The sequence below is a fragment of the Pseudomonas sp. PD9R genome (assembly GCF_019200975.1).
GTDB lineage: Bacteria > Pseudomonadota > Gammaproteobacteria > Pseudomonadales > Pseudomonadaceae > Aquipseudomonas.
Map to the genome: position 1 here is coordinate 475,388 of NZ_JAHTMR010000002.1, position 25,597 is coordinate 500,984.

The following is a 25,597-nucleotide window of genomic DNA, read 5'->3' on the forward strand; positions in this document are numbered from 1 at the left end:
TTGTCGGATAAACGCGTCGCGCTCTGGTCCATCGCGAGCAGGCTCGCTCCTACAAATTTCCTGCACGTTGCGCCCGCTGTCACCCAACAGGTTTTTGGAGAGTTCCCTATGCAGACTTCGAGCTCAGGCGTTTCGCGTACCCGGCAGGTGATCGCGGCCGTTATCGGCAATGCCCTGGAATGGTATGACTTCATCGTTTACGGCTTTTTGGCGAGCATCATTGCCCGGCAGTTTTTCCCGTCCGAGGACGAATACGCGTCCCTGCTGATGGCCCTGGCGACTTTCGGCGTCGGCTTTTTCATGCGCCCCGTTGGCGGCATATTGTTAGGCATGTATTCGGACCGCAAAGGCCGTAAAGCGGCGATGCAGATGATCATCCGCCTGATGACGGTGTCCATCGCACTGATCGCCTTTGCGCCGAACTATGCCGCCATCGGCATGGGCGCGCCGTTGTTGATCGTGGTTGCGCGGATGCTCCAGGGCTTCGCCACCGGCGGCGAATACGCCAGCGCCACGGCGTTCCTGGTGGAAAGCGCACCGGCTCATCGCAAGGGGTTGTATGGCTCGTGGCAGTTGGTCGGGCAATGCCTGGCGGTGTTTGCCGGGGCAGGGATGGTGGCGTTGTTCACCCATCTGCTTTCCGCCGAAGCACTGGACAGTTGGGGCTGGCGGATCCCTTTCATGATCGGTTTGTTGATCGGCCCGGTGGGGCTGTGGATTCGCAAACACATGGAGGAACCGGAGGAGTTTCTCGAAGCGCGTAAACTGGCCAAAGGCGAGAGCCCGGGTTTGCTGCAAGTGATCCGCGAACACCGGCGCAGTATTCTGGTGTCGATGGGCCTGGCGTGCGGCGCGACGGTGTCGTTTTACGTAGTGCTGGTGAACATGCCGACGTTCGCCCACAAGAACCTTGGGTTGCCGCTGGACAAGGTGCTGCTGGTGCAGATGATCGCAGTGGCGGTGATGACCGTGGTCATTCCGTTGTCCGGCGCGCTGTCGGACCGCCTCGGCCGGCGCCCGGTGTTGATGGCCTTCACCCTGGCGTTTTTCGTCATGGTGTATCCGCTGTACGTGTGGGTGGCGGCCGCGCCATCGGTCGAACGTTTGCTGGTGATGCAACTATTGTTGTGCAGCGCGATTGGCGGTTTTTTTGGCCCGGCACCAACGGCGCTGGCCGAGCAGTTTCCGATCGAAGTGCGCTCCACCGGAGTGTCGGTGGCGTACAACGTCGCCGTCATGGTGTTCGGCGGTTTCGCGCCGCTAATCGTCACCTGGCTGAGCAAGGCGTTGGCAACGCCGGTGGCGCCGTCCTTCTACGTGTTGTTCGCTTGCCTGCTGACGCTGCTGGGTACTTACTGCATGCAGGAGGCACCGCGTGCCAGGAAATCCGTCGAACTTAACCTTGAGGTGAAATCTTGAGCATCCATCCGATTGTTGAAATGGACGCCGATTCATTGTCCTGGGCCATCCACTCGCGGCAAGTGTCGTGCCGTGAAGTGATGCAGGCGTATCTGGCGCAGATCGAGCGGTTCAACCCGCAGGTCAACGCGCTGGTGTCCCTGCGTTCGGCCGAGGAACTGTTGGCAGAGGCCGACATCTGCGACCGACAACTGGACCAAGGCCAGTCCCGGGGCTGGATGCACGGTATGCCGCAAGCCATCAAGGACCTGGCGGCGACCGCCGGATTGCGCACCACCCTGGGCTCGCCGCTGTTCACCGAGCAAGTTCCGCAACACGACGCCATCAGCGTGGCGCGGGTTCGCGACTGTGGGGCGATCATCATTGGCAAGACCAACGTCCCGGAATTCGGCCTCGGCTCGCAGACCTACAACAGCGTCTTCGGCACCACCACCAATGCCTACGATCCGACATTGATTGCCGGCGGCAGCAGCGGCGGCGCGGCAGTGGCGTTGGCATTGCGCATGCTGCCGGTGGCCGACGGCAGCGACATGATGGGCTCGCTGCGCAACCCGGCGGCGTTCAACAACGTCTTCGGTTTTCGCCCGTCCCAGGGCCGCGTGCCCCATGGTCCGGCACCGGAGGTGTTCGTTCAGCAACTGGCCACCGAAGGGCCGATGGGCCGCAGCGTGATCGATGTCGCGCGGTTGCTCGGCACCCAGGCCGGTTACGATCCGCGCGTGCCGTTGTCATTGACCCAAGACCCGGAAATTTTTTACCAGTCGCTGCTGCAGGACTTCAACGATGTGCGCCTGGGTTGGCTGGGCGACTACAACGGCTACCTGCCGATGGACCCCGGCGTATTGAGCCTGTGCGAGTCGGCGTTGCAGGACTTTGCGGCGCTGGGGTGCAAGGTTGAAGCCTGCCAGCCGGATTTCTCCATGGAACGCCTGTGGCAAACCTGGCTGGTGCACCGGCACTGGTTGGTGCAAGGCAGCCTCGGTGCGTTATATGCCGATCCGCAGAAACGTGAGCAGCTCAAACCCGAAGCCCAGTGGGAAATCGAAGGCGGACTGCACCTGACGGCGGCGGATGTGTATCAGGCGTCGCTCGCTCGCAGCCACTGGTATAGAGCCTTGGCCGAGTTGTTCGAACGTTACGATTTTCTGCTGTTGCCCACCGCGCAAGTGTTCCCTTTTGATGCACAAACCCCTTGGCCGCGCGTCGTCGGCGGGCAGACCATGGACACCTATCACCGCTGGATGGAGGTGGTGATCGGACCGACCCTGGCCGGTTTGCCGAGCATGAATGTGCCGGTGGGTTTCAATCCGGCCGGGTTGCCGATGGGCCTGCAAATCATTGGCCCGGCCCAGGCCGACCGCGCCGTGCTGCAACTGGCTTATGCCCATGAGCAACTGACGCAATGGGTGAAGCGTCGACCGCCCGGCTGTCTGCAAAAAGCCTGAGCGTGCCGGACGGGCGCGTAACTTGCTTTGCATTTTATAAACAGCAAGTGATCATCCATCCGGGCTTAGGGAGATCGAACACATGGACAGCAAGGCAGAAACCGGCAGCGTACGTTCCGTCGAGCGCGCCCTCGCGATCGTCGAGTTGCTGGGCGAGCATCAGGCGTTGGGCCTGGAGGAGTTGCACTATCTGACGAGCCTGCCCAAGGCCACGGTCTCGCGGATGTTGCTGACCTTGCAGGAGCAGGGCTGGGTCTATCGGGGGTTGAGCGACCGGCGTTACCGGTTGTGCGCCAAGCGCTTGTTCGGCGACAGCCAGCAGCGTTTCAAGCGGCGGCTGGTGGAGAATGCCGCGCCGTTGTTATTGGAGTTGAGTGAGCGCACCGGGCTGGTGGCCGACCTGTCGTGCTTCGACGGCGAGCGAATCGAAGTCATGGAAAGTGCGATCCCTACGGCCCTGCGCAAGCGTTATCCAAACAACTGCCAGATCGTCGGCCACCATGCCAGCCTGTTTCATTCGGCCATGGGCCGTGCCTGTCTGGGCGAGCTGGACAGTCATGAAGTGGAGCGGCTGGCAGAACGTGAACGGCTGACCGATGAACATCTGTACAGCACCGCTGAACAGGCCCTGCATCAGGGCTTTGGCCAGCGCACCGAAGGTCACTGGGAATACCCGGTGCGCTTGCCGTTTCTGATTCGCGCAGTGGCCTTGCCCATTCATGCCGACGGCCGATTGGTCGGCAGCATGGCGCTGCATTGGCCAATGGACCAGGCGCCGGTGGAACGGGTGCTGAGCCTGCACCTGAGCAGCCTGGCCGCGACCATTGGTGATGTGCAACAGATGATGTGACATTTAAAAGATCGCAGCCTCCGGCAGCTCCTACAGGATCGGATCACGCCGCAAAATTTTGATCGCGATACAAATCCCTGCAGGAGCTGCCGCAGGCTGCGATCTTTTGATCTTCGGTTTGCAATAGCGCTACGGGCAGTTAAGGTTCAGCACAGGTTCATCTGCCTCACGAGTCTTTATGTTCAAGCGGTCCGTCTCCCAAACCCTCGCTATTCTGCTGTTGGCCAGCGCTTCGCTGTCGGCCCATGCCGATTGGTACCTCGATGGCGAATCCTCGCGGCTGTCGTTCGTCAGCACCAAAAACGCCAATGTTTCCGAAGTGCAGCGCTTTCTGGTGTTACACGGCAAAGTCGATCCCAAAGGCGTCGCCGAGGTGGAAGTCGAGCTCGATTCGATCAACAGCGGCGTCCCGTTGCGCGATGAACGCATGCGCAAAGAGCTGTTCGAGATTGAAAAATTTCCTGAAGCGCTGATCACCACGCAGATTGATCTGCGCCCGATCAACGACCTCGCCCCCGGTGCGCAACTGGAACTGCGCTTGCCGTTGACCGTCGACCTGCACGGCAAGCAACACACCTACGACGCCGAACTGCTGGCGACTCGCCTCGATGATCGACGCTTTCAGGTGGTGACCCTGGAGCCGCTGGTGATCAATGCCGAAGACTTTGACCTGGTGCCGGCTCTGGAGTCGTTGCGCAAGGTGGCCGGTCTGTCGGCCATCAGCTTGTCGGTGCCGGTGGGTGCCGTCCTGATTTTCACGGCGCGTTGACATGGCCGGCCCGGTTTTTCCCTGGCGGGAAGGCAACAGCTTCGAGTTGCTGATCGACGGCCCGCAATTCTTCCCGCGCATGCTGGTAGCGATTGCTCGCGCCGAAGAACAAGTCGAATTGGAACTGTATCTAGTAGAGGCGGGCGCCTGTGCCGAGGCCATGGTCCAGGCACTGACCCAGGCCGCCGAACGTGGCGTGCGGGTACGTTGCCTGTTCGATGATTACGGCAGCCTCGCCTTTACCCTGAACCTGCGGCAGCGCCTGATGGCCGCCGGGGTGGAACTGCGTTTTTACAATCGCCTGAACTGGCGGCGCTGGGTCGGTAACTTCTACCGCGATCACCGCAAGCTGCTGTTGGTCGACCAATGCATGGCCGTGGTCGGCGGCACTGGCGTTACCGATGAGTTCTGGACGCCGGGCGAGGACGTCAGTGAGTGGCACGAAGTGATGGTGGAAATCACCGGCCCGCTGGTGCTCGACTGGCAGTTGCTGTTCGACCGCCAATGGATCGCCAACCGCCATCGCCGCGCCTGGAAACCCGCCTCGCATTTTGGCTTGCCGCGTTTGCCCCGCGTGCCATCGGCGGGCGAGGGCATGGGTCGGGTCGCCTATGCCGACGCCCGTCAGCACCGGGACATCCTGCAATCGCTGGTGCGTGCCTTGAACAGCGGGCAGCGGCGAGTCTGGCTGGCCACGCCGTATTTCCTGCCGACCTGGAAAGTCCGCCGCTCACTGCGCCGCGCGGCCGGTCGAGGTGTGGATGTGCGTTTGCTGCTGACCGGGCCACGCACCGATCACCCTTCCGTGCGCTACGCCGGGCATCGCTACTACCCGCGCTTGCTCAAGTCCGGGGTGAAGATTTTCGAGTACCAGCCGTGTTTCCTGCACCTGAAAATGGTCCTGATCGATGATTGGGTGAGCATTGGCTCGTGCAATTTCGATCACTGGAACCTGCGCTTCAACCTGGAAGCCAACCTCGAAGCGCTGGACCCTGGGCTGACCCGGGCGGTGGCGGCGAGTTTCGAGCATGACTTTGCGCTGAGCCAGGAGGTTAGCCTGGAGGCGTGGCAGCGCCGGCCATTGTGGCGGCGGGTGAAGCAGAGGGTGTGGGGATGGGTGGATCGGCTGGTGGTGAATCTGCTGGATCGGAGGGGGTAGAGCAAGATCAAGAGATCGCAGCCTGCGGCAGCTCCTACATTGATCTCTGTAGGAGCTGCCGCAGGCTGCGATCTTTTGCTTTTAACGGTTACAGCAACTCAAAACTCTGCTGCGTCACGTCCTGAGAATCCAGGCCGATCTGTACGTTGAACTTGCCCGGTTCCGCCGCGTACTTGAGCTGGGTGTTGTAGAACTTCAAGTCGTCCTCAGTGATGGTGAAGTGCACGACTTTCTCTTCGCCGGCCTTGAGCATCACTTTCTGGAAGTTTTTCAGTTCCTTGATCGGGCGGATCATCGAGCCGGTCAGGTCCTGGATGTACAGCTGCACCACGGTTTCGCCGTCACGCTTGCCGGTATTTTTCACCGTGACGCTGGCGTCGAGCTTGCCGGTCTTGTTCAGCGTGGTCGACGACAGGGCCATCTCGCTCAGGCTGAAGTCGGTGTAGCTCAGGCCGAAACCGAACGGGAACAGCGGGCCGGTGGTGTCATCAAAGTACTGCGAGGTGTAGTTGCCCGGTTTGCCCGGCGTGAATGGCCGGCCAATGCTCAGGTGGTTGTAGTAAGTCGGAATCTGCCCCACCGAGCGCGGGATGGTGATCGGCAGTTTGCCCGACGGGTTGTAGTCGCCAAACAGCACGTCAGCAATGGCGTTGCCGCCTTCGGTGCCGCTGAACCAGGTTTCCAGGATTGCGTCAGCCTGTTCTTTCTCTTCGAGAATCGACAGCGGACGGCCGTTCATCAATACCAGTACCAGCGGCTTGCCGGTGGCTTTCAGGGCGCGGATCAGCGCTCGCTGGTTTTCCGGGATGTTCAGGTCGGTACGGCTCGACGATTCGTGGGACATGCCACGGGACTCGCCCACGGCTGCAACCACCACGTCGGCATCCTTGGCCGCTTTCACAGCCTCGTCGATCAGCACATCCGCCGAACGCGGGTCATCGACCACTTCCGGGGCATCGAAGTTGAGGAAGTTCAGGTAACCGAGGATTTTCTTGTCGCTGGTGATGTTGGCACCACGGGCGTAAATCAGCGTCGATTGCGCACCGAGGGCGTTGGTCATGCCGTCGAACAGGGTGACCGATTGCGCCGGTTTACCCGCAGCGGCCCAACTGCCCATCATGTCGATTGGCGCCTTGGCCAGCGGACCGACCAAGGCGATCTTCGCGGTTTTCTTCAGTGGCAGGGTTTCGTTCTGGTTCTTCAGCAACACCTGGCTGCGACGGGCGACATCACGGGCCTCGGTGCGGTGCAGGCGGCTGTCGGCGTAGGTGTCGACCGGATCATCCTCAGCCTTGCCGATGCGCAGGTACGGGTCTTTGAACAGGCCCATGTCGTATTTGGCGTCCAACACTGCACGTACAGCGTTGTCGATGTCGCTCTGCTTGATCTCGCCAGCCTTCAACAACCCCGGCAGTTCCTTGCCATACAGGGTGTCGTTCATGCTCATGTGGATGCCAGCCTTGATCGCCAGCTTCGCGGCTTCGCGACCGTCAGCGGCGACGCCATGCTTGATCAGCTCGAAGATCGCCCCGTGGTCACTGACCGCCAGGCCCTTGAAGCCCCACTCCTTGCGCAGCAGGTCGTTCATCAGCCAGGTGTTGGCGGTGGCCGGCACGCCGTTGATCGAGTTCAGCGCAACCATTACCCCGCCAGCACCGGCATCAATCGCCGCGCGGTACGGTGGCAGGTAGTCCTGGTACATCTTGACCGGGCTCATGTCGACCACGTTGTAGTCGCGGCCGCCCTCGACTGCGCCGTACAAGGCGAAGTGTTTGACGCTGGCCATGATGCTGTCGGCCGCGTTCGGGCCAGAGCCCTGAAACGCCTTGACCATCACGCCGGCAATCCGCGACACCAGGTAAGTGTCTTCACCGAAACCTTCGGACGTGCGGCCCCAGCGTGGGTCGCGGGAGATGTCGACCATTGGCGCGAACGTCAGGTCGAGGCTGTCAGCCGCGGCTTCTTTAGCGGCGATGCGCCCGGACAGGCCGATGGCGTCCATGTCCCAGCTCGACGCCAGGGCCAGCGGGATCGGGAAAATGGTGCGGTGGCCGTGGATCACGTCATAGGCGAAGAACATCGGGATCTTCAACCGGCTGCGCATGGCCGCGTCCTGCATCGGACGGTTTTCCGGGCGGGTGATCGAGTTGAACGTACCGCCGATGTTGCCGGCGGCGATTTCCTTGCGGATCAGCTCACGGGGCATTTCCGGGCCGATGCTGATCAGGCGCAACTGGCCGATTTTTTCATCGAGGGTCATTTGCTTCATCAGGTTGCTGATGAAGGCGTCCTTGTTCTCCAGGGGTGCGGGCGTCGTGGCGGCCAATACGTTATGACTGGCCAGGCTGACGAACAGGCCCAGCAAACACAGCTTCTTCATGAATAGTTTTCTCAAGGGCCCAAACGGCGATGTACACGCCGGCCAGCCAAAATTTAGGGAGCGTCTATTGTTGTTCGGGTGCTGACTCAAAAAACGCCAGCAAAAAAACGTCAGCCGAAGTCCGGATACGTTTCGCGCAGGGCATCTTTTAGCCCATTGCCCCGATGCAATCCAGTGGCGCGGCCGATTATGCCCGAAGAGCCGGCCGAGAGGGTTGCCGGTTGTTTTTTCCATGAAATGTGTAGGGAGCATCACTCTGATGAATGTACGACAGACCCACCGGTCGAGGCTGCAAATTGCCACGTTGCTGGTGCTGGCGACGTTGCTGACCGCCTGCGGCATCAACAACATCCCGACCCTCGATGAGCAGGCCAAGGCCGCTTGGGGGCAGGTGCAGAACCAGTATCAGCGTCGTGCCGACCTGATTCCCAACCTGGTGGAAACCGTCAAGGGCTACGCCAAACACGAAGAAGAGACCCTGACCGCAGTGATCGAGGCCCGGGCCAAGGCCACTTCGATCCAGGTCGATGCGTCTACGTTGGATAATCCCGAGAAACTCAAACAGTACCAGCAGGCTCAGGATCAGCTCAGTGGTGCCTTGAGTCGCTTGATGGTGGTGTCCGAGCGTTATCCGGACCTGAAAGCCAACCAGAACTTCCTCGCGCTGCAATCGCAACTGGAAGGCACTGAAAACCGGATCAGCGTGGCCCGGCGCGATTTCATCCTGGCCGTGCAGAACTACAACACTGAAATCCGCACGTTCCCCGGCCGCCTTTGGCACAGCGTGATGTACAGCAACCTGCCGGTTCGCGAGACCTTCGAAGCCACGCCGGGTTCGGAAAAGGCACCGCAAGTGAAATTCTGAATGAACACTGTAGGAGTTGCCGAAGGCTGCGATCTTTTGATCTTGTTTTTCAACGATTGAGAAAAGATCAAAAGATTAGGATCAAAAGATCGCAGCCTGCGGCAGCTCCTACCGGGCCGGGCTTGGGAGATGTGTTGCCGATGCGCATATTGAAAGTGGGCCTGGTGCTGTGGCTCTGGGTGTTTGCCCTGACGGCCCAGGCCGAATTGAAGTTCCCGGAGCTGACCGGACGGGTGGTGGATAACGCCCAGATGATCGAGCCGGCGGTGCGCGAGCAGCTTGCTCAACAGCTTCAGGCCCACGAAAAAACCACCGGCGAACAGTTGGTAGTCGTTACGTTGCCAGACTTGCAGGGCACAGACATTGCCGATTTCGGCTATCAACTGGGGCGCTACTGGGGCATCGGGCAGAAGGACAAGAATAACGGCGCACTGCTGATCGTCGCCCGGGACGAGCGCAAACTGCGCATCGAAGTCGGCTATGGCCTGGAAGATCGCCTGACCGATGCGCAGAGTTCGGTGATCCTTAATCAGGTAATCACCCCGGCATTCAAGGCCGGCAATTACAGCAAAGGCATCAGCGACGGCGTTGCGGCGATGCTGGTGGTGCTGGGCGGCAATCCCCTGGACGAGCCGTCGACGGTGTATGACTCCAACGGCGACCCTGGCGACGATTTCGTCTCGCGGCATCCTGGCTTGTTCGTATTTTTGGTGCTGTTGTTCATCCTGACTGTTTTTGTTTGCCAGATGATCGGTATCCTTCCCGCCGGTCGCGGTGGTTCGGGCGGTTCCGGAGGTGGTTTCGGCGGTGGCGGTTTTGGCGGCGGCGGTGGAGGCGGCTTCAGCGGCGGCGGGGGCAGTTTCGGTGGCGGTGGTTCGTCGGGCGGCTGGTGATAAAAACAATAGCGAACAGGCATTTTCAAGACATGGCATTACTGACTGAACACGAACAACGCAAAGTTGCCGAGGCGATTGCCCGGGTCGAACGCGACACCGACGCCGAACTGGTGACCGTACTCGCGGCCCGCGCCGACGACTACGCGTACATCCCGCTGCTCTGGGCCAGCCTGCTGGCGCTGGTGGTGCCGGGAATCGTGCATTACCTGACAGGCTGGCTGACCCTGCACAGTCTGTTGCTGGTGCAGTGGGTCAGTTTCATCGTCCTGTGCCTGGTGTTCCGGCTGCCGAAAATCACCACCCACCTGATCCCGCGTTCCGTACGCCACTGGCGCGCCTCAAACCTGGCGCGTCGGCAGTTCCTGGAGCAAAACCTGCATCACACCGTGGGCAGCACCGGCGTGCTGATTTTCGTCTGCGAAGCCGAGCGCTATGTGGAGATCCTGGTGGATGAGGGGATTTCCAGCCGCCTGGACAACAAAAACTGGGACGTGATTGTCGCGGCATTCACCCAGCAAGTGCGGCAAGGGCAGACCCTGCAAGGCTTTGTCAGCTGCGTCGAAGCGTGCGGTGAGTTGCTCAAGGTGCATGTGCCCGTCACGCACGTACGTAATGAGTTGCCGAATCGGTTGGTGGTGTTGGGGTAGATCAAAAGATCGAACTCGGCCTCCTGTAGGAGCTGCCGCAGGCTGCGATCTTTTGATTCTGCACCGTTCGTAAATAACTGCGTGTTCCAAACCCGCATCCCCCCTAAAATACCCGCCATTCCCCGATCCGCACCGCCCTGAGGCCGTTCTTCCATGTCTGTCACCGCCACTCCCGCCAGCCTCGCGCCGGATCAACACGCCCAGTTCATCGACCTGTTGCAAACCAGCCTCGATGCCAACGCCTTCATAAAGCTCGTGCTGGCCAAGTACGCAGGCACCGAAGCGGACTTGCAGCGGATCATCATCAAACCGGTCACGGTCAAGGCGCAGCCGTGCCTGTCTTTCGTTTATCGCTACAAGACCCGCGACATCACCAAAAACCTGCCGCTGGCCGAAGGCGTCGAGACCATTGCCTCATTGCTGCCAGCGTCGTTCAAAAATGCGCATTTGCTGGCGTTGACCGATGAAGCCCAGCTCGAATACAGCAAAAAGGGCAAGCCATCGCTGTTCAAGAGCAAACCTCAGCAATTGCGCGAAGTGCCGTCCGCCGAGCACAACCGCGAGAAAAACCGCTTCCTCGACTTGAGCCGGCCATTTCTCGCCGACCTTGGCGTGACCAACAAGCAACATGAGCTGATCCCGGCCATGTCGCGCAAGTGGAAGCAGATCAACAAGTTCATCGAAGTCTTCAGCCATGCCCTGACCTCGTCGCCGCTGGCGCTGGACAAACCGGTACGTGTGGCGGACTTCGGTTCGGGCAAGGGCTACCTGACCTTCGCCATTCACGACTACCTGCGCAATACCTTGAAGGCCGAAGGCGAAGTGACCGGCGTCGAGCTGCGTGAAGACATGGTCACCTTGTGCAACGCAGCGGCGGCAAAACTTGAGCATCCGGGGCTGGTGTTCAAGTGTGGTGACGTGCGCAGCGTGGCACCGAGCGAGCTGGACGTAATGATCGCGTTGCATGCCTGCGACATCGCCACCGACTACGCGATCCACACCGGCATCCGCTCCGGCGCCTCGATCATCATGTGCTCGCCGTGCTGCCACAAACAGATTCGCCTGCAAATCCAGAGCCCGGCGCTGCTCAAACCGATGCTGCAATACGGGCTGCACTTGGGCCAGCAGGCGGAAATGGTCACCGACAGTCTGCGTGCGCTGTTCCTCGAAGCCTGTGGTTACGAGACCAAAGTGTTCGAGTTCATCTCATTGGACCATACCAACAAGAACAAGATGATCCTGGCGGTCAAACGCGCCGAGCTGATCGATCCGGCCCAGCTGTTGGCGAAAATCCAGGAACTGAAGGATTTCTACCAGATCACCGACCATTGCCTGGAAACGTTACTGCGTGCTGACGGCTATTTGAGTTAACGACACAACCCCTGCAGCAGCGCCTACAGGTTAGGCGGTGGCTACGCGGGCGGGTTTGATTGCGGTTTTTCGCCCCAGCATCACAGTCAAAATCACCCCGCCAGCAAACAGCCAGGTAATCGGCTCGACGTGCTCGCCGAAGAACAACGCTGAAAAAGCGATGGTGAAGAAGATCTGCAACAACTGGATCTGACTGACCCGGGCAATGCCACCCATGGCCAGCCCGGCATACCAGGCGAAGAAACCGATGAACTGCGAGAACAGCGAGACATAACCAAACGCCCACCAGGTTTTGGTGGAGATCTCGCCCTGATGTTGCAGTGCTAGGTACACCACCGGTCCGATCAATAACGGCGTCGACAGCACCAGCGCCCAGCAGATCACCTGCCAGCCGCCCATTTCCTTGGCCAGCCGGCCGCCCTCGGCGTACCCCAGGCCGCCCACCGCAATCGCTCCGAGCATCAGTAAGTCACCGGCCTGAATGCTGCCGGCACCGCTGATCAGCGCATAACCCAGTACCAGCGCACTGCCCAACGCGGCGCAGGCCCAGAACGCTTTCGATGGACGTTCATGGGACAGCCACGCGGCGTACAACGCCACGCACAGCGGCTGCAAACCGTTGACCAATGCGCCGTGGGACGCCGGCAGCGTCTGCATGGCCCAGGCCGACAACACCGGGAAGCCGAGAATCACCCCGGCAATCACCAGCGTCAGGCCTTTGATCTGTTTCCAGGTCGGCCATTTCTCACGGCGCCAGAGCAACAGCAACGCCGCCGGAACCGCCGCGAACAGCGCACGGCCAAGGCCGTTGAGCAGCGGATGAAGTTCCTGCACGACGATCCGTGTGAAGGGCAGGGTGAGGCTGAAGATCACAACGCCGAGCAGGCCCAGGGCCATGCCGGTGTTTTCGCGGGAGGACATGATGGCAACCAGAATTCAGGATGACGGGAAGAGTCCTCATCTAGCCATAAACCGCTGATTTTCTCGCTTACAGCTGTTCACAGAAATATCCGTACAGTTATGGAGCTGCCGAAGGCTGCGATCTTTTGATTTTATTTTTAACATCAAGATCAAAAGATCGCAGCCTTCGGCAGCTCCTACATTGATCGGCGTAGTAGGCGGTTATTACCTGCCTGGCTGATTAAGGACTACCTTGAATACTCCCGCATGCCCACGTTTTTCCAGAGGAGTCCTCCCCATGGCTGCTAAAAAAATTCTGATGCTGGTTGGCGATTACGTCGAAGACTACGAAGTGATGGTGCCATTCCAGGCGCTGCTGATGGTCGGCCATACGGTGCATGCCGTTTGCCCGGACAAAACCGCAGGCCAGACTGTGCGCACGGCGATTCATGACTTCGAAGGCGATCAGACCTACAGCGAAAAACCCGGTCACCTGTTTGCCCTGAACTTCGATTTTTCCAAGGTTGCAGCGGCGGATTACGACGCACTGCTAGTACCCGGCGGTCGTGCGCCGGAGTACCTGCGCTTGAACGAAAAAGTCCTGGAACTGGTGCGGGACTTCGACAAGGCCGGCAAGCCGATCGCCGCCGTGTGCCACGGTGCGCAACTGCTGGCAGCGGCAGGGATCCTCGAAGGGCGTGAGTGCAGCGCCTACCCGGCCTGCGCGCCGGAAGTACGCCTGGCGGGCGGTACGTTCATCGATATCCCGGTGACGGACGGCCACGTTCAAGGCAATCTGGCCACAGCGCCGGCATGGCCCGCCCACCCGAAATGGCTCGCGGGTTTCCTCGGGTTGCTGGGCACCAAAATCACGCTGTAACGAGGGACCTTCCATGTGCGAGCTCTACGTCAAAGCCGACCCGATTCTCTACGAATCGCGCTCTCGCTCGCTGCGCATCTGCGGGGTGGTGACCACCCTGCGGCTGGAGAATCAGTTCTGGGACATCCTCAGCGAAATCGCCGAGGTCGACGGCATGACCACTAACCAGTTGATCGCCAAGCTGTATGAAGAGGTGATGGACTACCGCGGCGAGGTGGTGAATTTCGCCTCGTTTTTGCGGGTGAGTTGTACGCGGTATTTGAGTCAGCGGCGGGCTTCGGTGACTCAGATGGCGGTGGTTCGAACAGCGTGAAAAGCAAAAGATCGTCCGAACGCGGCCCGAACGGTCCTTTGATCTTGCTGGCCTGGTGGTCTTTACTCTGAAGCGCGCAACTCTCAATCGCCCAGGAGAAAGAGCATGTCCGGATGGTATGAAGTGAGCAAAAGCATCAACGGTCAGTTCAGGTTTGTGTTGAAAGCGGCGAATGCCGAAACCATTCTGACCAGCGAGCTGTACACCACCCGCGCCGCCGCCGATAAAGGCATCGCCTCGGTCCAGGCCAACAGCCCGCTGGATGAGCGTTTTGAAAAGAAAACGACCAAAGATGGCCATCCTTATTTCAATCTCAAGGCCGGTAACCACGAAATCATCGGCAGCAGCGAAGCCTATGCCTCCGATGCCGCAATGGAAAAAGGCATCGCCAGCGTCAAGGCCACCGGTCACACTACCGTTATCAAGGACAAGACCTTGCCGGTACTCTAAAAATCAAAAGATCGCAGCCTGCATCAATCCCTGTAGGAGCTGCCGCAGGCTGCGATCTTCTGATCTCGCTTCAGACCTCTACAGGAACGGTCAGCTTCGGGCTGCCCAGCCCATGGCTCTTCGAATCAAAAAACCGCAACTCGGCGCCAGTCCCCTCAAACACCTTCGCGTAATGCCGCTTCTGATGCTGGATAAAAGCCTTGCTGCGCGGGTAGATGGATATCGCCACCACCTTCGGTTGCGCCTGACGCAAGGCATGCACGATGTGGCTGTCCTGCTCGCCCAACGCATGACCGAAGATGCACAAGCCATCACCATGACCGAGTAACTGGTCGTAGCAGAACGACAAATAATCCGAGCTGCGGATGGTCTTGAGCTTGTCTGCGCTCGGGCCTTCGTTGACGAACAGCGGCACGTCGTCCAGGGTCTTGATCGTGTTGTTGATGGCGAAACTGCCCAGCAATGTGCCTTCGGTCGACATCAGTTTGCGCGCCGTGCCGTCCTGATTGCGCACCAGGTGCAGGCCGCCGTGCAAGTACAACAAACGGGTTTTATCGGTAGCAGTGGCGCTCAGGTCGAAGCCGGGTTCGTTCCCCTGGAACAGATCGCTGATCGCGTCAGGTTGCTGCTGAATGGCCCAATAATTAAGCAAGTCGTAATTGGTGGTGAACACCGTGCGATAGGTGGCCAGTTCCTGACTGATCGTTGTCAGGCTCGAGGCCTGGACCAGTCGCCACGGAATGTGCACCGCATGCACGCTGTTGATCAGCGCTTCCTTGATCGCGTAGTAACGATTGCGCGGTGCGGCAGAGCTGACCGCCAGGGCCTTGTTGACGCGGCTGGTGGTTTTCAACGCGCTCAGCACTTGTTCGAAACTGCGCGTCTGCAGGGCGTCAAAAACGCTCAGTTCCGATTGGCTCAGCGGTTTTTCTTCCACGGTACGGGCGTTCTCGAACAGCGAGTCGTAGCCGAAATCGTCCCACACCGCGCGGCTGGCGCCGTTGCCCACCAGCAGGCCGCCGAACGCTGCGCTGGTGCGCAAGACGTTCCAGTCTTCAAGTTGGGCGTCGACATCCTGGAAATCGGTCATTGCGTTTGTCGTCTCAAAGCGAAAGGGCTGATGGGCGGCGACTTTATCACGAGCGTGCCAGGAAAATTTCCGCCGCGCGTTTTAACCCCAGGCACGACGTCGGTGAAGAACGTTATGCTGCGACTTCGTCCGAGCCGACACTACCGAGTTCCTGATGCTGCAAAAAAGCCTGATCCGCCGCCTCGACCTGATCACTCTGCAACTGTTTGTCGCTGTCCACGAAGAGGGCACGCTGACCCGTGCCGCCGCGCGTGAAGCGATTGCGGTGTCGGCGGCGAGCAAGCGTTTGATGGAGTTGGAAGAAGCGCTGGGCATCAGTCTTTTCGTGCGTCAGGCCAAGGGCATGACGCTGACGCCGGCGGGTGAAACCTTGCTGCACCATGCCCGGCAGATGCTGTTCAACGTGGAAAAAATGGGCCTTGAGCTGGGCGAGCACAGCCACGGGGTGCGGGGTTATGTACGGATGCTCGCCAACCTGTCGGCGATCATCCAGTTTCTGCCGGAAGACCTGAGGGACTTTTCCGAACGCCATCCACAGGTCAAGACCGACCTCGAAGAACGGCCCAGCAGCGGGGTGATTCAGGGTGTGCTGGATGGCGTGGCCGATCTCGGGATCTGTTCCATCGACAGCGACGTCAAGGGCCTGCACAGCGTGCTGTATCGCCAGGACAAACTGGTGGTGGTGATGCTGCCCGAGCATCCATTGGCCGCGCGCGAATCGGTGGCGTTCGCCGAGAGTCTGGACAGTGATTACGTCGGCCTGCACGCCGCCAGTTCGATCAACATGCGCACCCACGCGGCAGCGCGTCAGGCCGGCAAGGTTTTGCGCATCCGCATCCATGTGCCCGGTTTCGATGCGGTGTGTCGCATGGTGCAGGCCAACATGGGCATCGGCATCCTCCCGCAGCGGGCCTATGAATTATTTGGTCGGGCGCTGGGGCTGACGGCCGTGCCGTTGACCGATGACTGGTCGGATCGCGCCTTGATCGTGGTGGTCCGCGATGAAGCGTTGCTGTCGCCGGTGAGCCGGATGTTGTTTGAGCATCTGCGTGGATCACCGACCCACACCCTGTAGGCGCTGCCGAAGGCTGCAATCTTTTGATTTTGCTTTTAAAAACACAATCAAAAGATTGCAGCCTTCGGCAGCGCCTACAGGGAGCATTCGCGTTTCGCGAACGCCCGTTGCCAACTGAAGGTTGGATTCCTCACCCGGTCGTCCTCTAGCCTTGGCACCTATTCCAAGAACAAGAGGTACCCCCGCGATGACTGCCCCCCTGAGTGCAATCAAAGTGATCGAGATCGGCACGCTGATCGCCGCGCCGTTCGCCGCGCGCATGCTGGCCGAGTTCGGCGCCGAGGTGATCAAGATCGAAGCCATGGGTCAGGGCGACCCGCTGCGCAAATGGCGCAAGCTGCACGAAGGCACTTCGCTGTGGTGGTACCTGCAATCGCGCAACAAGAAATCGTTGGCGCTGAATCTGAAATCCCCTGAAGGCATTGAGCTGGTCAAGCAACTGGCGACCAGTGCTGATGTGCTGATCGAAAACCTGCGCCCCGGCGCACTGGAGAAACTCGGTCTGGGCTGGGACGTGCTGCACGCCCTGAACCCTAACCTGACGCTGGTGCGGATTTCCGGTTATGGCCAGACTGGCCCGTACCGCGATCGTCCGGGCTTCGGTGCCATCGGTGAGGCCATGGGCGGAATCCGCTACACCACCGGCACCCCAGGCTCACCGCCGGCGCGGGTCGGCGTCAGCCTCGGCGATTCGCTGGCGTCGCTGCACGCGGTGATCGGCGCGCTGATGTCGCTGCTGCGGGTCAAGACAGGGCAGGGTGGCGGCCAAATCGTTGATGTGTCACTGGCCGAAAGCGTGTTCAACGTCATGGAAAGCCTGGTGCCGGAATACGACATGCTCGGCCATGTGCGTGAACGCAGCGGTGGTGCCTTGCCGGGCATCGCGCCTTCCAATACTTACCTGACGGCCGATGGCGCTTATGTGGTCATCGCTGGTAACAGTGACCCGATCTACAAGCGGTTGATGAACGTGATCGGCCGCGCGGATCTTGCCGACGCCCCGGAATTCGCCCACAACGACGGACGCGCGGCCAAGAGCGGTTTGCTCGACGCGGCAATCACCCACTGGACCAGCAGCCTGCCAATCGATGATGTGCTGGCGGCGCTGGAAACTGCCGAAGTGCCGGCCGGGCGCATCTATTCGGTGGCCGACATCGTTGCCGATCCGCACTATCAGGCCCGGGACATGTTGCTCAGCGCCGAGCTGCCTGGCGGCGCCACGGTGAAGATGCCGGGCATCGTGCCGAAACTCTCGGAAACCCCCGGTGGCGTGAACTGGTCGGGCCCAGGTTTGGGCCAGCACACCGATGGCATCCTCGCGCAGCTGGGCCTCACCGCGGCGGACATCGAACGCCTGAAACTCGAAGGAGTGGTGCAATGATCACTGACTATTCCGACCGCCTGATCGTTCAGGAAGTCTCCCCGCGTGACGGCTTGCAGATTGAGCCGACCTGGGTCGAGACCGTCGACAAGATTGCCCTGATCGATCAGCTGTCGCTGGCCGGGTTCAGCCGCATTGAAGCCGGTTCGTTCGTCTCGCCTAAAGCCATTCCGGCATTGCGCGATGGCGAATTGGTGTTCAAAGGCATCACCCGGCAACCGGGGGTGATCTACGTGGCGTTGATCCCGAACCTCAAGGGCGCGCAACGGGCGCTGGCGTGCAGCGCCGATGAGTTGAATCTGGTGATGTCCGCCAGCCAGACCCACAACCTGGCGAACATGCGCATGCGTTGCGAAGACTCATTGGGCGCGTTCGGCGAGATCGTCCGGTTCGTGAACGGATCAAAGGTGCGACTCAACGCCAGCATCGCCACAACCTTTGGTTGCCCATTCGAAGGCAAGATCGATGAGGACCGGGTGCTGCAGATCGTCGACGCCTATCAGGAACTCGGCATCCAGGGCATCACCCTGGCCGACACCACCGGCATGGCCAACCCACGACAGGTCGACCGGTTGGTGCGGCGGGTGTTGCAGCGGGTATCGCCCGCAGATTTGACCCTGCATTTCCACAACACCCGTGGCCTCGGTTTGTGCAACGTGCTGGCCGCCTACGAGGCCGGTGCCCGACGTTTCGATGCGGCTTTGGGCGGTCTCGGTGGATGCCCATTTGCGCCGGGTGCCTCGGGCAATATCTGCACTGAAGACCTGGTGAATTTGTGCGATGAAATCGGCATTCACACCGGCATCGATTTGCCGCTGTTGCTGACTTTGTCGCGGGGACTGCCGGCGCTGCTAGGCCACGAAGTACCCGGCCAGTTGGCCAAGGCGGGACGCAATTGTGATTTGCACCCGATCCCTACCTGACACTAATCCCCTGTAGGAGCGAGCCTGCTCGCGATAGCGGAGTGACATTCAACATAGATGTCGACTGACCCACCGCTATCGCGAGCAAGCTCGGCTCCTACAGAAAAGCATTTCGTTGACCACTTTAACCAGACAACAAAAACAATCGGACACCCACGGGAAGTCCGCCTGGAGAACCGCAATGAGCCTGAATACACTGGAGGCGAGCGCGAGCCCGTCCGTTAGCCACGACGAAGAAAAAACCCTGGTCAGCAAGGTCGCCTGGCGCCTGATGCCGCTGATCATGGTCTGCTACCTGTTCGCTTTTTTCGACCGCATCAACATCAGCTTCGCCAAGTTCCAGTTGCAGACCGACCTGAGCCTGAGCGACACCGCCTACGGTCTCGGTGCCGGGTTGTTCGTGGTCGGCTATGTGATCTTCGAAGTGCCGAGCAACATGATGCTGTATAAGGTCGGCGCCCGGCGCTGGATCGCCCGGATCATGATGTCCTGGGGCCTCGCTACCGCGTTGATGGTTTTCGTCAACAGCGAATGGCAGTTCTATACCTTGCGTTTTGTGATCGGTGCGATGGAAGCCGGTTTTGCGCCGGGCGTGCTGTATTACCTGACGCTGTGGTTCCCGCAGCACTATCGCGGTCGCATCACCTCAATGCTGTTTCTGTCGTCGGCCTTTGCCGGTCTGGTGGGGGCGCCGTTCTCTGGCCTGGTGCTGCAACACCTCGACGGCTTTTTGGACATGCGCGGCTGGCACTGGCTGTTCCTGCTCGGTGGCGTGCCGTGCATCGGCCTCGGTTTGCTGGTGCTGACCTTGCTCAAGGACCGCATCGAAGACGCCCATTGGCTGACGTCATCGGAGAAGACTTTGCTGGCAAGCCGCATCGCTCACCATGAACCGCACAAGGGTGGAGGCTCGTTGCTCGCGGCGCTGAAGATTCCGGGTTTCCTGACCCTCGGCCTGATCTACTTCCTGATTCAGGTGGCGTCCTACGGCTTGAATTTCTGGGCACCGCAACTGATCCGCAGCGCTGGCACCGAGAGCCCGGTGATGATTGGTTTGCTGACGGCCATCCCGTATATCTGCGGCGCCATCAGCATGGTGGTCATCGGGCGCTTGTCCGATGCCTCTGGCGAGCGGCGCAAGTTTGTCGCCGGCCTGGTGGCGGTGGGTGCGATCGGGTTTTTCTGTGCGGGAATTTTCGCCAACCACACGACGTTCCTGATTGTCGCGCTGGGCTTGCTCGGTGCCGGCATCATTGCGTCTATCCCGAGCTTCTGGACGTTGCCACCGAAACTGCTGGCCGGTGCAGGCGCAGGGGCTGCGGGCGGGATCGCGGTGATCAACACCTTGGGCCAGTTCGGCGGTATCGTCAGCCCGGTCATGGTCGGACGGATCAAAGACCTGACCGGCAGTACCACGCCAGCGCTGTATGTCATTGGCGTCTGCGCGTTGATCGCCGTAGCACTGCTGATGTGGGGCTTGCCGCAGAAGCTGCGCACACTCGACAAGTTCTAACGATTCGTAGACTACGGCAGCTCCCACAAGGACCACGCATCCCTGTAGGAGCTGCCGAAGGCTGCGATCTTTTGACCTTCAAGAAGCCGCAATCACCGCTTTACCCGACGCAGAACCAAACTGAATCAACACCACCCCGCCAATCAATAACAACGCCCCCAACACCCGCGACAACGTCATCTGCCGCTCCATCAACCCAAACCAGCCAAAGTGGTCCATCAACAGCGACGCAACCACTTGCCCCGTCAACGCCAGGGCCATGAACCCCGAAGCCCCAAGCCTGGGCAGCAACACCAGCGCCAACGAAATAAAGCACACCCCAAACGCCCCGCCAGCCCACATCCACATCGGCGCCTTACTGATAAACGCCAGCGACGGCAACGGCAAGCGCAGCGCCAGCATGATCGGCAACAACACCACGATACTCACCAGCAACGATGCCAGGGTTGCCCACAACGGATGGCCCAAACCGCGTCCGAGATTGGCGTTGATTGCACTCTGAAACGGCACCACCGCCCCGGCAATTACCGCCAGCAACAACAGGCCAGCCCAATGCAACGTACTCATGTTTAGTCTCCAACAGGTTTTGCTGGACTCTAGAGTATTCGTCGCGCAGATTTAAATTCCGTTTTGCTATTCAGAACATGCATCAGATGAATGATCTACGCCGCATCGACCTTAATCTGCTGGTGATCCTCGACGCCTTGCTCAGCGAGCAACACGTGACCCGCGCGGCCGAGCGCTTACACCTGAGTCAGCCGGCCGTCAGCCATGCCTTGGCACGCTTGCGGGATCTGCTCGGCGATCAGCTACTGGTGCGTGCTGGCGCCGGCCTCGCGCCGACACCGCGAGCACTGGAATTGATCGCGCCGCTGGCCGAAGCCTTGGCCCAGGTGCAATCGTTGCTGGCGCCCAACATTTTCGACCCGGCCACCGCCAAACGTACCTTTCGCCTGGCAATGTCCGACTACGGTGCCGCCATCGTCTTGCCGGGTTTGATCCGTACCTTGCGCCGCGAAGCGCCGGCCATCGACCTGCAAATCAGCCACGCCAGCCGCGAAGGCATGCTCGAAGGCCTAATCAACGGTGATATCGATATCGCCGTCGGCGTGTTTCCCGAGCTACCCAACGAACTGCGTAGCACAGTGCTGTTCGAAGAGCACTACGCCTGCCTGGTTGACCGAAATAGCGTGCCCGACGACGGCGTTCTCGACCTGCCAACCTACCTGTCCCGCCCCCACGTCCTGCTGGAAATGCGTGGCAGCGGCACACCGGAAATAGAACGAGCGCTCACGTCCTTGCGTGAACGCCGTCGCGTCGCCATCAGCCTGCCTCATTGGCGCGTTGCCCCGGAACTCATCAGCGGCACTGACTTGATCCTTACCGTTGCGTCCCGCGCCTTGCGCAACATTGACCAGTCGTTACTGGTCGTCGTCCCACCACCGTTCCAGATTCCCTCGTTCACCTTTGTATCGGCGTGGCACAAGCGACGGGGTGGGGATCAGGCGCTGAACTGGTTGAACAAAAAAATCGAAAAAACCACAACCCCCCTGCAGGAGCTGCCGAAGGCCGCGATCTTTTGATCTTCTATGTTCTGCTTGGTCAAATCCCGGCGTCCATCGACGATCAGTCAATCGATCCCCAAAAACCTGTTATAGACTGGCCCCCATTCACCCAGCAGTTCAAAAAGGACTATCCATGACCCCGTCGCTGCTTATGGCCGTTCTCGCTTCCGGCTTCATCTATGGCATCACGCCCGGGCCGGGTGTACTGGCGGTGTTCGGCATTGGTGCGGCGCATGGCCGGCGGGCGGGAGCGGGGTTTCTTTGTGGGCATTTGCTGGGCGATGTGGTCTGGTGCAGCACCGCGTTGGTGGCGATTGTCGGTGCGCGGGAAATCGGCAGCACCGCATTCGATGTCCTCGGGGTGCTCAGCGGGCTCTACCTGTTCTGGCTCGGTTGGCGTGCGGTACGCGCACGCCGCAGTGGTGCCGATGCACCGCAGGGCCCGGCGCGTCAGCCGTTCTGGCATGGCATCCTGTTTGGCCTGACCAACCCCAAGGCGTACCCGGTGGCGGTGGCCACGTTCACGGCGTTGTTATCGAGTCGCGCAGAGTTGCTGACCTGGTCGATGCTGCCGTGGCTGATCTTCCTGAGCTTCGTCGGTGGGCTTTTCGCCTACGCTATCCTCATCGGCGTGGTCGGGGCGCAACGAGTGCGCACCTTGTATCAGCGCCATGAGCTGGCGATCACCCGGTTGTGCGGCGTCATGTTTATCGGTTTCGCCATCAACGCCCTGGCGCATGCGTTGCCGGGACTGGTGGCGAACAAGGCTTGAAGCTGATCGCAGGGATGCTTCAGTTGCACACATAAAATGGGTCAGGGATGGTTTTTTATCGCGGTATTGTTCGGGCTCGTTATCGGCACCATGACCACCAGAAACTCCGCTCCGTTGGCGAGCTACATCGACCTTTTGCTGGACGCCGTTTGCGCGGTCGACAAACAAGGTCGCTTCGTTTTTGTCAGTGCTGCTTGCGAGCGCATTTTCGGCTACAGCCCCGACGAATTGATCGGCCAGCCGATGATCGAGATGGTGCACCCTGCCGATCGCCAGCGCACCCTCGACGCTGCGCGAGAGATCATGGGCGGCGAGCCCAAGCTCAATTTCGAAAACCGCTACCTGCGCAAGGATGGCCGGGTGGTGCATATCCTCTGGTCGGCGCGCTGGTCGGAGGTCGATCAACTGCGTATCGCCGTAGCCCGCGACATTACCGAACGCAAGCAAGCCGAGTCCCGACAAGCGGCGCTGTATGCGATTTCCGAAGCGGCGCATGCAGCGGAAGACTTACTGGCGTTGTTCAAGCGTATCCACCTGATTATCGGTGAATGGCTGCCAGCGCTGAATTTCTCCGTCGCCTTGTACGATGAACATTGCGCGAAATTGAATTTCCCTTACCACGTCGACGACCACGAGCCGCAGCCCGAGCAACCCGGCACGATCACCGGGCGCCTGTGTGCCGAGGTGATCCACAGCGGTCTGCCGATTCTGCTGACCCCGGACCAGCATGAACGGCCAGAGGGGTTCGAGGCGCTGGTGATCGGTGAGAATTCGCCGTGCTGGCTAGGCGTGCCACTGAACTCGCAAAAGGGCACCATCGGCGCGTTGATCGTCAAAAGCATGCCGGGTGCCGAGCGCTACACCGAGCAGGACAAAGAGCTGTTGCAGTACGTCTGCGCCCAGGTCGCCACTGCCATCGAACGCAAGCAATTGCACGCGCGCCTGCAACAGATGGCTCAGTACGACCAGTTAACTCAACTGCCCAACCGCGAGTTGCTGCGTGACCGGCTGAAGATTTCAATCGAGGCTGCCCGTGTAGATCGCGGACGCATGGCGCTGTTGTATGTCGATCTCGACCGCTTCAAAGAGGTCAACGACACCCACGGCCATGCGGTCGGCGACATGCTGTTGCAGACCGTCGCCAATCGGCTCAAGGGTTGTGTGCGCGAAACCGACACCGTGGCGCGCATTGGCGGTGATGAGTTTGTGGTGTTGCTGCACAGCATCCATGCCTCGGGAGACGCCGATTGCGTGGCGATGAAAATCCGTCAGGTCCTGGCCCAGCCCCTGCGTCTGGACGGGCATAGTCTGAACATCCAGCCGAGCATTGGCGTGGCGCAATACCCCGAGCATGGCACTGAAGAAAAACAGCTGTTCAGGCACGCCGACGAAGCGATGTACGCCGCCAAGCGCGAGAATCACCTGCGGCTCGTCTGAACATATCGTCACCGTTCGTCGTGACGATTTCAGGTTTTCTAAACCTTTTGCTTCGCGAAAATTCTGATTCTATGCGGGCGTAAGCTCCCGCGATCATTCTCAAGAGGTAGAGAATCATGCCTAACTCAAGAAACTCGAACTCAGGACACTCCAACGATCGAACCAAGGCGTCTGAAGCTGGTCGCAAAGGTGGGAAAACTACCACCACGACTGTCGATAAAGAGCCTAAGCCCGACATGGGTCGTAAGCCCGCACAGAAATCCAAGTAATGGATGTGGGTAGTTTTGATTGAGAAGCGGGGGCGAAAGCTCCCGTTTGAATTTTTACTGAGGAGGGCGCGACCATGAGCCGGATGGCCACCCGATTACGCAACACCGGTTTTGCCGTGTTACTGGGCCTGTATGTTGGCACTGCCTTCGCCCAGACCCCCACCGAATTCATCAACGATGCTTCGGCCCAAGGCGTGGCCGAAATCGAAGCCAGTCGCCTGGCGCACCAGAAGTCCGAATCCAAAGAGGTCAAGGACTACACCATCGTCGTGATCAACGACCGCACCACCGCCAACCAGCACCTGGCAAAAATCGCCAAGCAACTGGATTTACCGGTGGCCCCACGCGAAGAAGTGGTGGGTAAGGCGAAAGCCTTGATGCCGCAAGTCATGGAAGGGACGACCTTCGATGAAGCCTACGCGGCCAGCCAGGTCAAAACCACCCAGGAAGCCATCGATCAACTTCAGCAAGCGGCACAGACTACCGACGTGCCGGAAATCAAGGCGTACGCCGAAGAAACCCTGCCTAAACTGCAAAATCACCTGCAAATGGCCAAGGCCCTGCAGGCCAGTCGCTAATCATCGAAATGCGCGGGTCAGCCCGCGCATTTTTCGTCAGCACTTATTCAAATCCTGTTTATGCTTTTCCTCGACGACCGTGCCATCAAGATCAACGGTCTGGCCTTCGCCAAGGCTGCGATATTGCTTTCTCAGCGCTTCCAGCTCTTTGAGGTCCAGCGCCTCAAGTCCGAGCATCGCGTTTTGTGCTTCCTTCGTTACCCGCAACAACTCATCGACCTTCAAATGCAAAATGTCCGTGTCGCGGTTCTGGGTGTTCTGAATCAGGAACACCATCAGGAACGTGATGATGGTGGTCGAGGTGTTGATGATCAGTTGCCAGGTATCGTTGAAATGAAAAATCGGCCCGCTCAACCCCCACAGAAAAATGAGAATGATCGCCCCTAGAAACGTCTTGGGACTGCCGGTCCAGAGGGCGAGTTTCTGCGCGACTTTTGCGAATTTCATGGCCGTGTTCCTTATGGGTGGCGCCTGAATGTGTGACAGCGACAGCGGGATGAAAATTCGGCTTTTTTCAGATCAAAAGATCGCAGCCTTCGGCAGCTCCTACATCGATCCGTGTAGGCGCTGCCGAAGGCTGCGATCTTTTGATCTTGAAAATTGAAGGCACGCAAATCAGCACAGGCGCTGTATTGTTGCGGCTGAAGTTT

26 protein-coding genes are annotated in these 25,597 nt (G+C 59.8%); 21 read left to right on the forward strand and 5 right to left on the reverse strand.

Features of this window, described 5'->3' with window-relative positions; translation table 11 throughout:
• Positions 1-108: 108 nt before the first annotated feature.
• The 5 genes from KUF73_RS06630 (at position 109) to KUF73_RS06650 (ending at position 5,642) form a co-directional block, all read left to right on the forward strand.
• Positions 109-1,419, forward strand: a complete 1,311-nt coding sequence (locus tag KUF73_RS06630; protein ID WP_218437247.1) for a citrate-proton symporter — start codon at positions 109-111, stop codon at positions 1,417-1,419.
• Positions 1,413-2,864, forward strand: a complete 1,452-nt coding sequence (locus KUF73_RS06635; RefSeq protein ID WP_256345466.1) for an amidase — start codon at positions 1,413-1,415, stop codon at positions 2,862-2,864. Before KUF73_RS06630 ends, KUF73_RS06635 begins: the two co-directional genes overlap by 7 nt.
• 82 nt (positions 2,865-2,946) lie before the next feature.
• A complete protein-coding gene (locus KUF73_RS06640; RefSeq protein ID WP_218437248.1) occupies positions 2,947-3,714 on the forward strand; it encodes an IclR family transcriptional regulator in 768 nt (255 codons plus the stop codon).
• Between the two features lie 178 nt (positions 3,715-3,892).
• Positions 3,893-4,483, forward strand: coding sequence for a YceI family protein (locus tag KUF73_RS06645; protein ID WP_218437249.1), 591 nt, complete (start codon positions 3,893-3,895; stop codon positions 4,481-4,483).
• A 1-nt stretch (position 4,484) separates the two neighbouring features.
• Positions 4,485-5,642 carry a phosphatidylserine/phosphatidylglycerophosphate/cardiolipin synthase family protein gene (locus tag KUF73_RS06650; protein ID WP_218437250.1) on the forward strand — a complete coding sequence of 386 codons (1,158 nt, stop codon included), beginning with the start codon at positions 4,485-4,487 and terminating at the stop codon, positions 5,640-5,642.
• 88 nt (positions 5,643-5,730) lie between these two features.
• On the opposite strand, the gene bglX is transcribed toward KUF73_RS06650, so the two are convergent.
• Positions 5,731-8,022, reverse strand: a complete 2,292-nt coding sequence (bglX, locus tag KUF73_RS06655) for a beta-glucosidase BglX (protein ID WP_218437251.1) — start codon at positions 8,020-8,022, stop codon at positions 5,731-5,733.
• 259 nt (positions 8,023-8,281) lie between these two features.
• On the opposite strand from bglX, the gene KUF73_RS06660 reads away from it, so the two are divergent.
• The 4 genes from KUF73_RS06660 to KUF73_RS06675 all read left to right on the forward strand — a co-directional run bounded on the left by KUF73_RS06660 (position 8,282) and on the right by KUF73_RS06675 (position 11,801).
• Positions 8,282-8,887 (forward strand): LemA family protein, encoded by a 606-nt coding sequence (locus tag KUF73_RS06660; protein ID WP_218437252.1) that lies wholly within the window; start codon positions 8,282-8,284, stop codon positions 8,885-8,887.
• Between the two features lie 140 nt (positions 8,888-9,027).
• A complete protein-coding gene (locus tag KUF73_RS06665) occupies positions 9,028-9,780 on the forward strand; it encodes a YgcG family protein (protein ID WP_218437253.1) in 753 nt (250 codons plus the stop codon).
• Between the two features lie 32 nt (positions 9,781-9,812).
• A complete protein-coding gene (locus tag KUF73_RS06670) occupies positions 9,813-10,430 on the forward strand; it encodes a TPM domain-containing protein (RefSeq protein WP_218437254.1) in 618 nt (205 codons plus the stop codon).
• Positions 10,431-10,583: 153 nt separating this feature from the next.
• Positions 10,584-11,801: an SAM-dependent methyltransferase gene (locus tag KUF73_RS06675; RefSeq protein ID WP_218437255.1), complete on the forward strand. Its 1,218-nt coding sequence runs from the start codon at positions 10,584-10,586 to the stop codon at positions 11,799-11,801.
• A gap of 30 nt (positions 11,802-11,831) precedes the next feature.
• On the opposite strand, the gene KUF73_RS06680 is transcribed toward KUF73_RS06675, so the two are convergent.
• Entirely contained in the window at positions 11,832-12,722 is an 891-nt protein-coding gene (locus KUF73_RS06680) for a DMT family transporter (RefSeq protein WP_218437256.1), read from the reverse strand.
• A 277-nt stretch (positions 12,723-12,999) separates the two neighbouring features.
• On the opposite strand from KUF73_RS06680, the gene KUF73_RS06685 reads away from it, so the two are divergent.
• From KUF73_RS06685 to KUF73_RS06695, 3 genes are all read left to right on the forward strand, one after another.
• The gene (locus KUF73_RS06685) at positions 13,000-13,581 is read left to right on the forward strand and encodes a DJ-1/PfpI family protein (protein WP_218437257.1); all 582 of its coding nucleotides are present in this window, start codon (positions 13,000-13,002) and stop codon (positions 13,579-13,581) included.
• Positions 13,582-13,594: 13 nt separating this feature from the next.
• Positions 13,595-13,894, forward strand: a complete 300-nt coding sequence (locus tag KUF73_RS06690; RefSeq protein WP_218437258.1) for a ribbon-helix-helix domain-containing protein — start codon at positions 13,595-13,597, stop codon at positions 13,892-13,894.
• A 105-nt stretch (positions 13,895-13,999) separates the two neighbouring features.
• Positions 14,000-14,344, forward strand: coding sequence for a YegP family protein (locus KUF73_RS06695; protein WP_218437259.1), 345 nt, complete (start codon positions 14,000-14,002; stop codon positions 14,342-14,344).
• A gap of 70 nt (positions 14,345-14,414) precedes the next feature.
• On the opposite strand, the gene KUF73_RS06700 is transcribed toward KUF73_RS06695, so the two are convergent.
• The gene (locus tag KUF73_RS06700) at positions 14,415-15,434 is read right to left on the reverse strand and encodes a DUF4917 family protein (protein WP_218437260.1); all 1,020 of its coding nucleotides are present in this window, start codon (positions 15,432-15,434) and stop codon (positions 14,415-14,417) included.
• Between the two features lie 154 nt (positions 15,435-15,588).
• Here KUF73_RS06700 and KUF73_RS06705 point away from each other — a divergent pair, with 154 nt between their 5' ends.
• From KUF73_RS06705 to KUF73_RS06720, 4 genes are all read left to right on the forward strand, one after another.
• On the forward strand, positions 15,589-16,509 hold the full coding sequence (locus KUF73_RS06705; protein ID WP_218437261.1) for a LysR family transcriptional regulator: 921 nt from the start codon (positions 15,589-15,591) through the stop codon (positions 16,507-16,509).
• Positions 16,510-16,696: 187 nt separating this feature from the next.
• Complete coding sequence (locus KUF73_RS06710) at positions 16,697-17,890, forward strand: CaiB/BaiF CoA-transferase family protein (RefSeq protein ID WP_218437262.1); 1,194 nt, start codon at positions 16,697-16,699, stop codon at positions 17,888-17,890.
• Positions 17,887-18,813, forward strand: a complete 927-nt coding sequence (locus KUF73_RS06715; protein ID WP_218437263.1) for a hydroxymethylglutaryl-CoA lyase — start codon at positions 17,887-17,889, stop codon at positions 18,811-18,813. Before KUF73_RS06710 ends, KUF73_RS06715 begins: the two co-directional genes overlap by 4 nt.
• A gap of 181 nt (positions 18,814-18,994) precedes the next feature.
• Entirely contained in the window at positions 18,995-20,326 is a 1,332-nt protein-coding gene (locus KUF73_RS06720) for an MFS transporter (protein ID WP_218437264.1), read from the forward strand.
• A 78-nt stretch (positions 20,327-20,404) separates the two neighbouring features.
• Here the strand turns inward: KUF73_RS06720 and KUF73_RS06725 are convergent, their stop codons facing one another.
• Positions 20,405-20,893, reverse strand: a complete 489-nt coding sequence (locus KUF73_RS06725; protein WP_218437265.1) for a DMT family transporter — start codon at positions 20,891-20,893, stop codon at positions 20,405-20,407.
• Positions 20,894-20,970: 77 nt separating this feature from the next.
• On the opposite strand from KUF73_RS06725, the gene KUF73_RS06730 reads away from it, so the two are divergent.
• The 5 genes from KUF73_RS06730 (at position 20,971) to KUF73_RS06750 (ending at position 24,947) form a co-directional block, all read left to right on the forward strand.
• Positions 20,971-21,909: a LysR substrate-binding domain-containing protein gene (locus tag KUF73_RS06730; protein WP_218437266.1), complete on the forward strand. Its 939-nt coding sequence runs from the start codon at positions 20,971-20,973 to the stop codon at positions 21,907-21,909.
• 115 nt (positions 21,910-22,024) lie between these two features.
• Positions 22,025-22,663 carry a LysE family translocator gene (locus KUF73_RS06735; RefSeq protein ID WP_218437267.1) on the forward strand — a complete coding sequence of 213 codons (639 nt, stop codon included), beginning with the start codon at positions 22,025-22,027 and terminating at the stop codon, positions 22,661-22,663.
• A gap of 90 nt (positions 22,664-22,753) precedes the next feature.
• Positions 22,754-24,100 carry a sensor domain-containing diguanylate cyclase gene (locus KUF73_RS06740; RefSeq protein WP_218437268.1) on the forward strand — a complete coding sequence of 449 codons (1,347 nt, stop codon included), beginning with the start codon at positions 22,754-22,756 and terminating at the stop codon, positions 24,098-24,100.
• 116 nt (positions 24,101-24,216) lie between these two features.
• Positions 24,217-24,369 (forward strand): KGG domain-containing protein, encoded by a 153-nt coding sequence (locus KUF73_RS06745; RefSeq protein WP_218437269.1) that lies wholly within the window; start codon positions 24,217-24,219, stop codon positions 24,367-24,369.
• A 74-nt stretch (positions 24,370-24,443) separates the two neighbouring features.
• Positions 24,444-24,947 carry a DUF4142 domain-containing protein gene (locus tag KUF73_RS06750; RefSeq protein WP_218437270.1) on the forward strand — a complete coding sequence of 168 codons (504 nt, stop codon included), beginning with the start codon at positions 24,444-24,446 and terminating at the stop codon, positions 24,945-24,947.
• Between the two features lie 36 nt (positions 24,948-24,983).
• Here KUF73_RS06750 and KUF73_RS06755 read toward each other — a convergent pair whose 3' ends face one another.
• A complete protein-coding gene (locus tag KUF73_RS06755) occupies positions 24,984-25,394 on the reverse strand; it encodes a low affinity iron permease family protein (RefSeq protein WP_218437271.1) in 411 nt (136 codons plus the stop codon).
• Positions 25,395-25,597: the final 203 nt, after the last annotated feature.

Excerpts from the sequence above, each read along its gene's own strand:
- KUF73_RS06640 (WP_218437248.1), top strand. The coding sequence starts at position 2,947 with ATGGACAGCAAGGCAGAAACCGGCAGCGTACGTTCCGTCGAGCGCGCC.
- KUF73_RS06710 (WP_218437262.1), top strand. The coding sequence starts at position 16,697 with ATGACTGCCCCCCTGAGTGCAATCAAAGTGATCGAGATCGGCACGCTG.
- bglX (WP_218437251.1), bottom strand. The coding sequence starts at position 8,022 with ATGAAGAAGCTGTGTTTGCTGGGCCTGTTCGTCAGCCTGGCCAGTCAT.
- KUF73_RS06730 (WP_218437266.1), top strand. The coding sequence starts at position 20,971 with ATGCATCAGATGAATGATCTACGCCGCATCGACCTTAATCTGCTGGTG.
- KUF73_RS06695 (WP_218437259.1), top strand. The coding sequence starts at position 14,000 with ATGTCCGGATGGTATGAAGTGAGCAAAAGCATCAACGGTCAGTTCAGG.
- KUF73_RS06745 (WP_218437269.1), top strand. The coding sequence starts at position 24,217 with ATGCCTAACTCAAGAAACTCGAACTCAGGACACTCCAACGATCGAACC.
- KUF73_RS06750 (WP_218437270.1), top strand. The coding sequence starts at position 24,444 with ATGAGCCGGATGGCCACCCGATTACGCAACACCGGTTTTGCCGTGTTA.
- KUF73_RS06665 (WP_218437253.1), top strand. The coding sequence starts at position 9,028 with ATGCGCATATTGAAAGTGGGCCTGGTGCTGTGGCTCTGGGTGTTTGCC.
- KUF73_RS06705 (WP_218437261.1), top strand. The coding sequence starts at position 15,589 with ATGCTGCAAAAAAGCCTGATCCGCCGCCTCGACCTGATCACTCTGCAA.
- KUF73_RS06715 (WP_218437263.1), top strand. The coding sequence starts at position 17,887 with ATGATCACTGACTATTCCGACCGCCTGATCGTTCAGGAAGTCTCCCCG.
- KUF73_RS06740 (WP_218437268.1), top strand. The coding sequence starts at position 22,754 with ATGACCACCAGAAACTCCGCTCCGTTGGCGAGCTACATCGACCTTTTG.
- KUF73_RS06700 (WP_218437260.1), bottom strand. The coding sequence starts at position 15,434 with ATGACCGATTTCCAGGATGTCGACGCCCAACTTGAAGACTGGAACGTC.
- KUF73_RS06645 (WP_218437249.1), top strand. The coding sequence starts at position 3,893 with ATGTTCAAGCGGTCCGTCTCCCAAACCCTCGCTATTCTGCTGTTGGCC.
- KUF73_RS06720 (WP_218437264.1), top strand. The coding sequence starts at position 18,995 with ATGAGCCTGAATACACTGGAGGCGAGCGCGAGCCCGTCCGTTAGCCAC.
- KUF73_RS06660 (WP_218437252.1), top strand. The coding sequence starts at position 8,282 with ATGAATGTACGACAGACCCACCGGTCGAGGCTGCAAATTGCCACGTTG.
- KUF73_RS06685 (WP_218437257.1), top strand. The coding sequence starts at position 13,000 with ATGGCTGCTAAAAAAATTCTGATGCTGGTTGGCGATTACGTCGAAGAC.
- KUF73_RS06690 (WP_218437258.1), top strand. The coding sequence starts at position 13,595 with ATGTGCGAGCTCTACGTCAAAGCCGACCCGATTCTCTACGAATCGCGC.
- KUF73_RS06735 (WP_218437267.1), top strand. The coding sequence starts at position 22,025 with ATGACCCCGTCGCTGCTTATGGCCGTTCTCGCTTCCGGCTTCATCTAT.
- KUF73_RS06725 (WP_218437265.1), bottom strand. The coding sequence starts at position 20,893 with ATGAGTACGTTGCATTGGGCTGGCCTGTTGTTGCTGGCGGTAATTGCC.
- KUF73_RS06680 (WP_218437256.1), bottom strand. The coding sequence starts at position 12,722 with ATGTCCTCCCGCGAAAACACCGGCATGGCCCTGGGCCTGCTCGGCGTT.
- KUF73_RS06650 (WP_218437250.1), top strand. The coding sequence starts at position 4,485 with ATGGCCGGCCCGGTTTTTCCCTGGCGGGAAGGCAACAGCTTCGAGTTG.
- KUF73_RS06630 (WP_218437247.1), top strand. The coding sequence starts at position 109 with ATGCAGACTTCGAGCTCAGGCGTTTCGCGTACCCGGCAGGTGATCGCG.
- KUF73_RS06675 (WP_218437255.1), top strand. The coding sequence starts at position 10,584 with ATGTCTGTCACCGCCACTCCCGCCAGCCTCGCGCCGGATCAACACGCC.
- KUF73_RS06670 (WP_218437254.1), top strand. The coding sequence starts at position 9,813 with ATGGCATTACTGACTGAACACGAACAACGCAAAGTTGCCGAGGCGATT.
- KUF73_RS06755 (WP_218437271.1), bottom strand. The coding sequence starts at position 25,394 with ATGAAATTCGCAAAAGTCGCGCAGAAACTCGCCCTCTGGACCGGCAGT.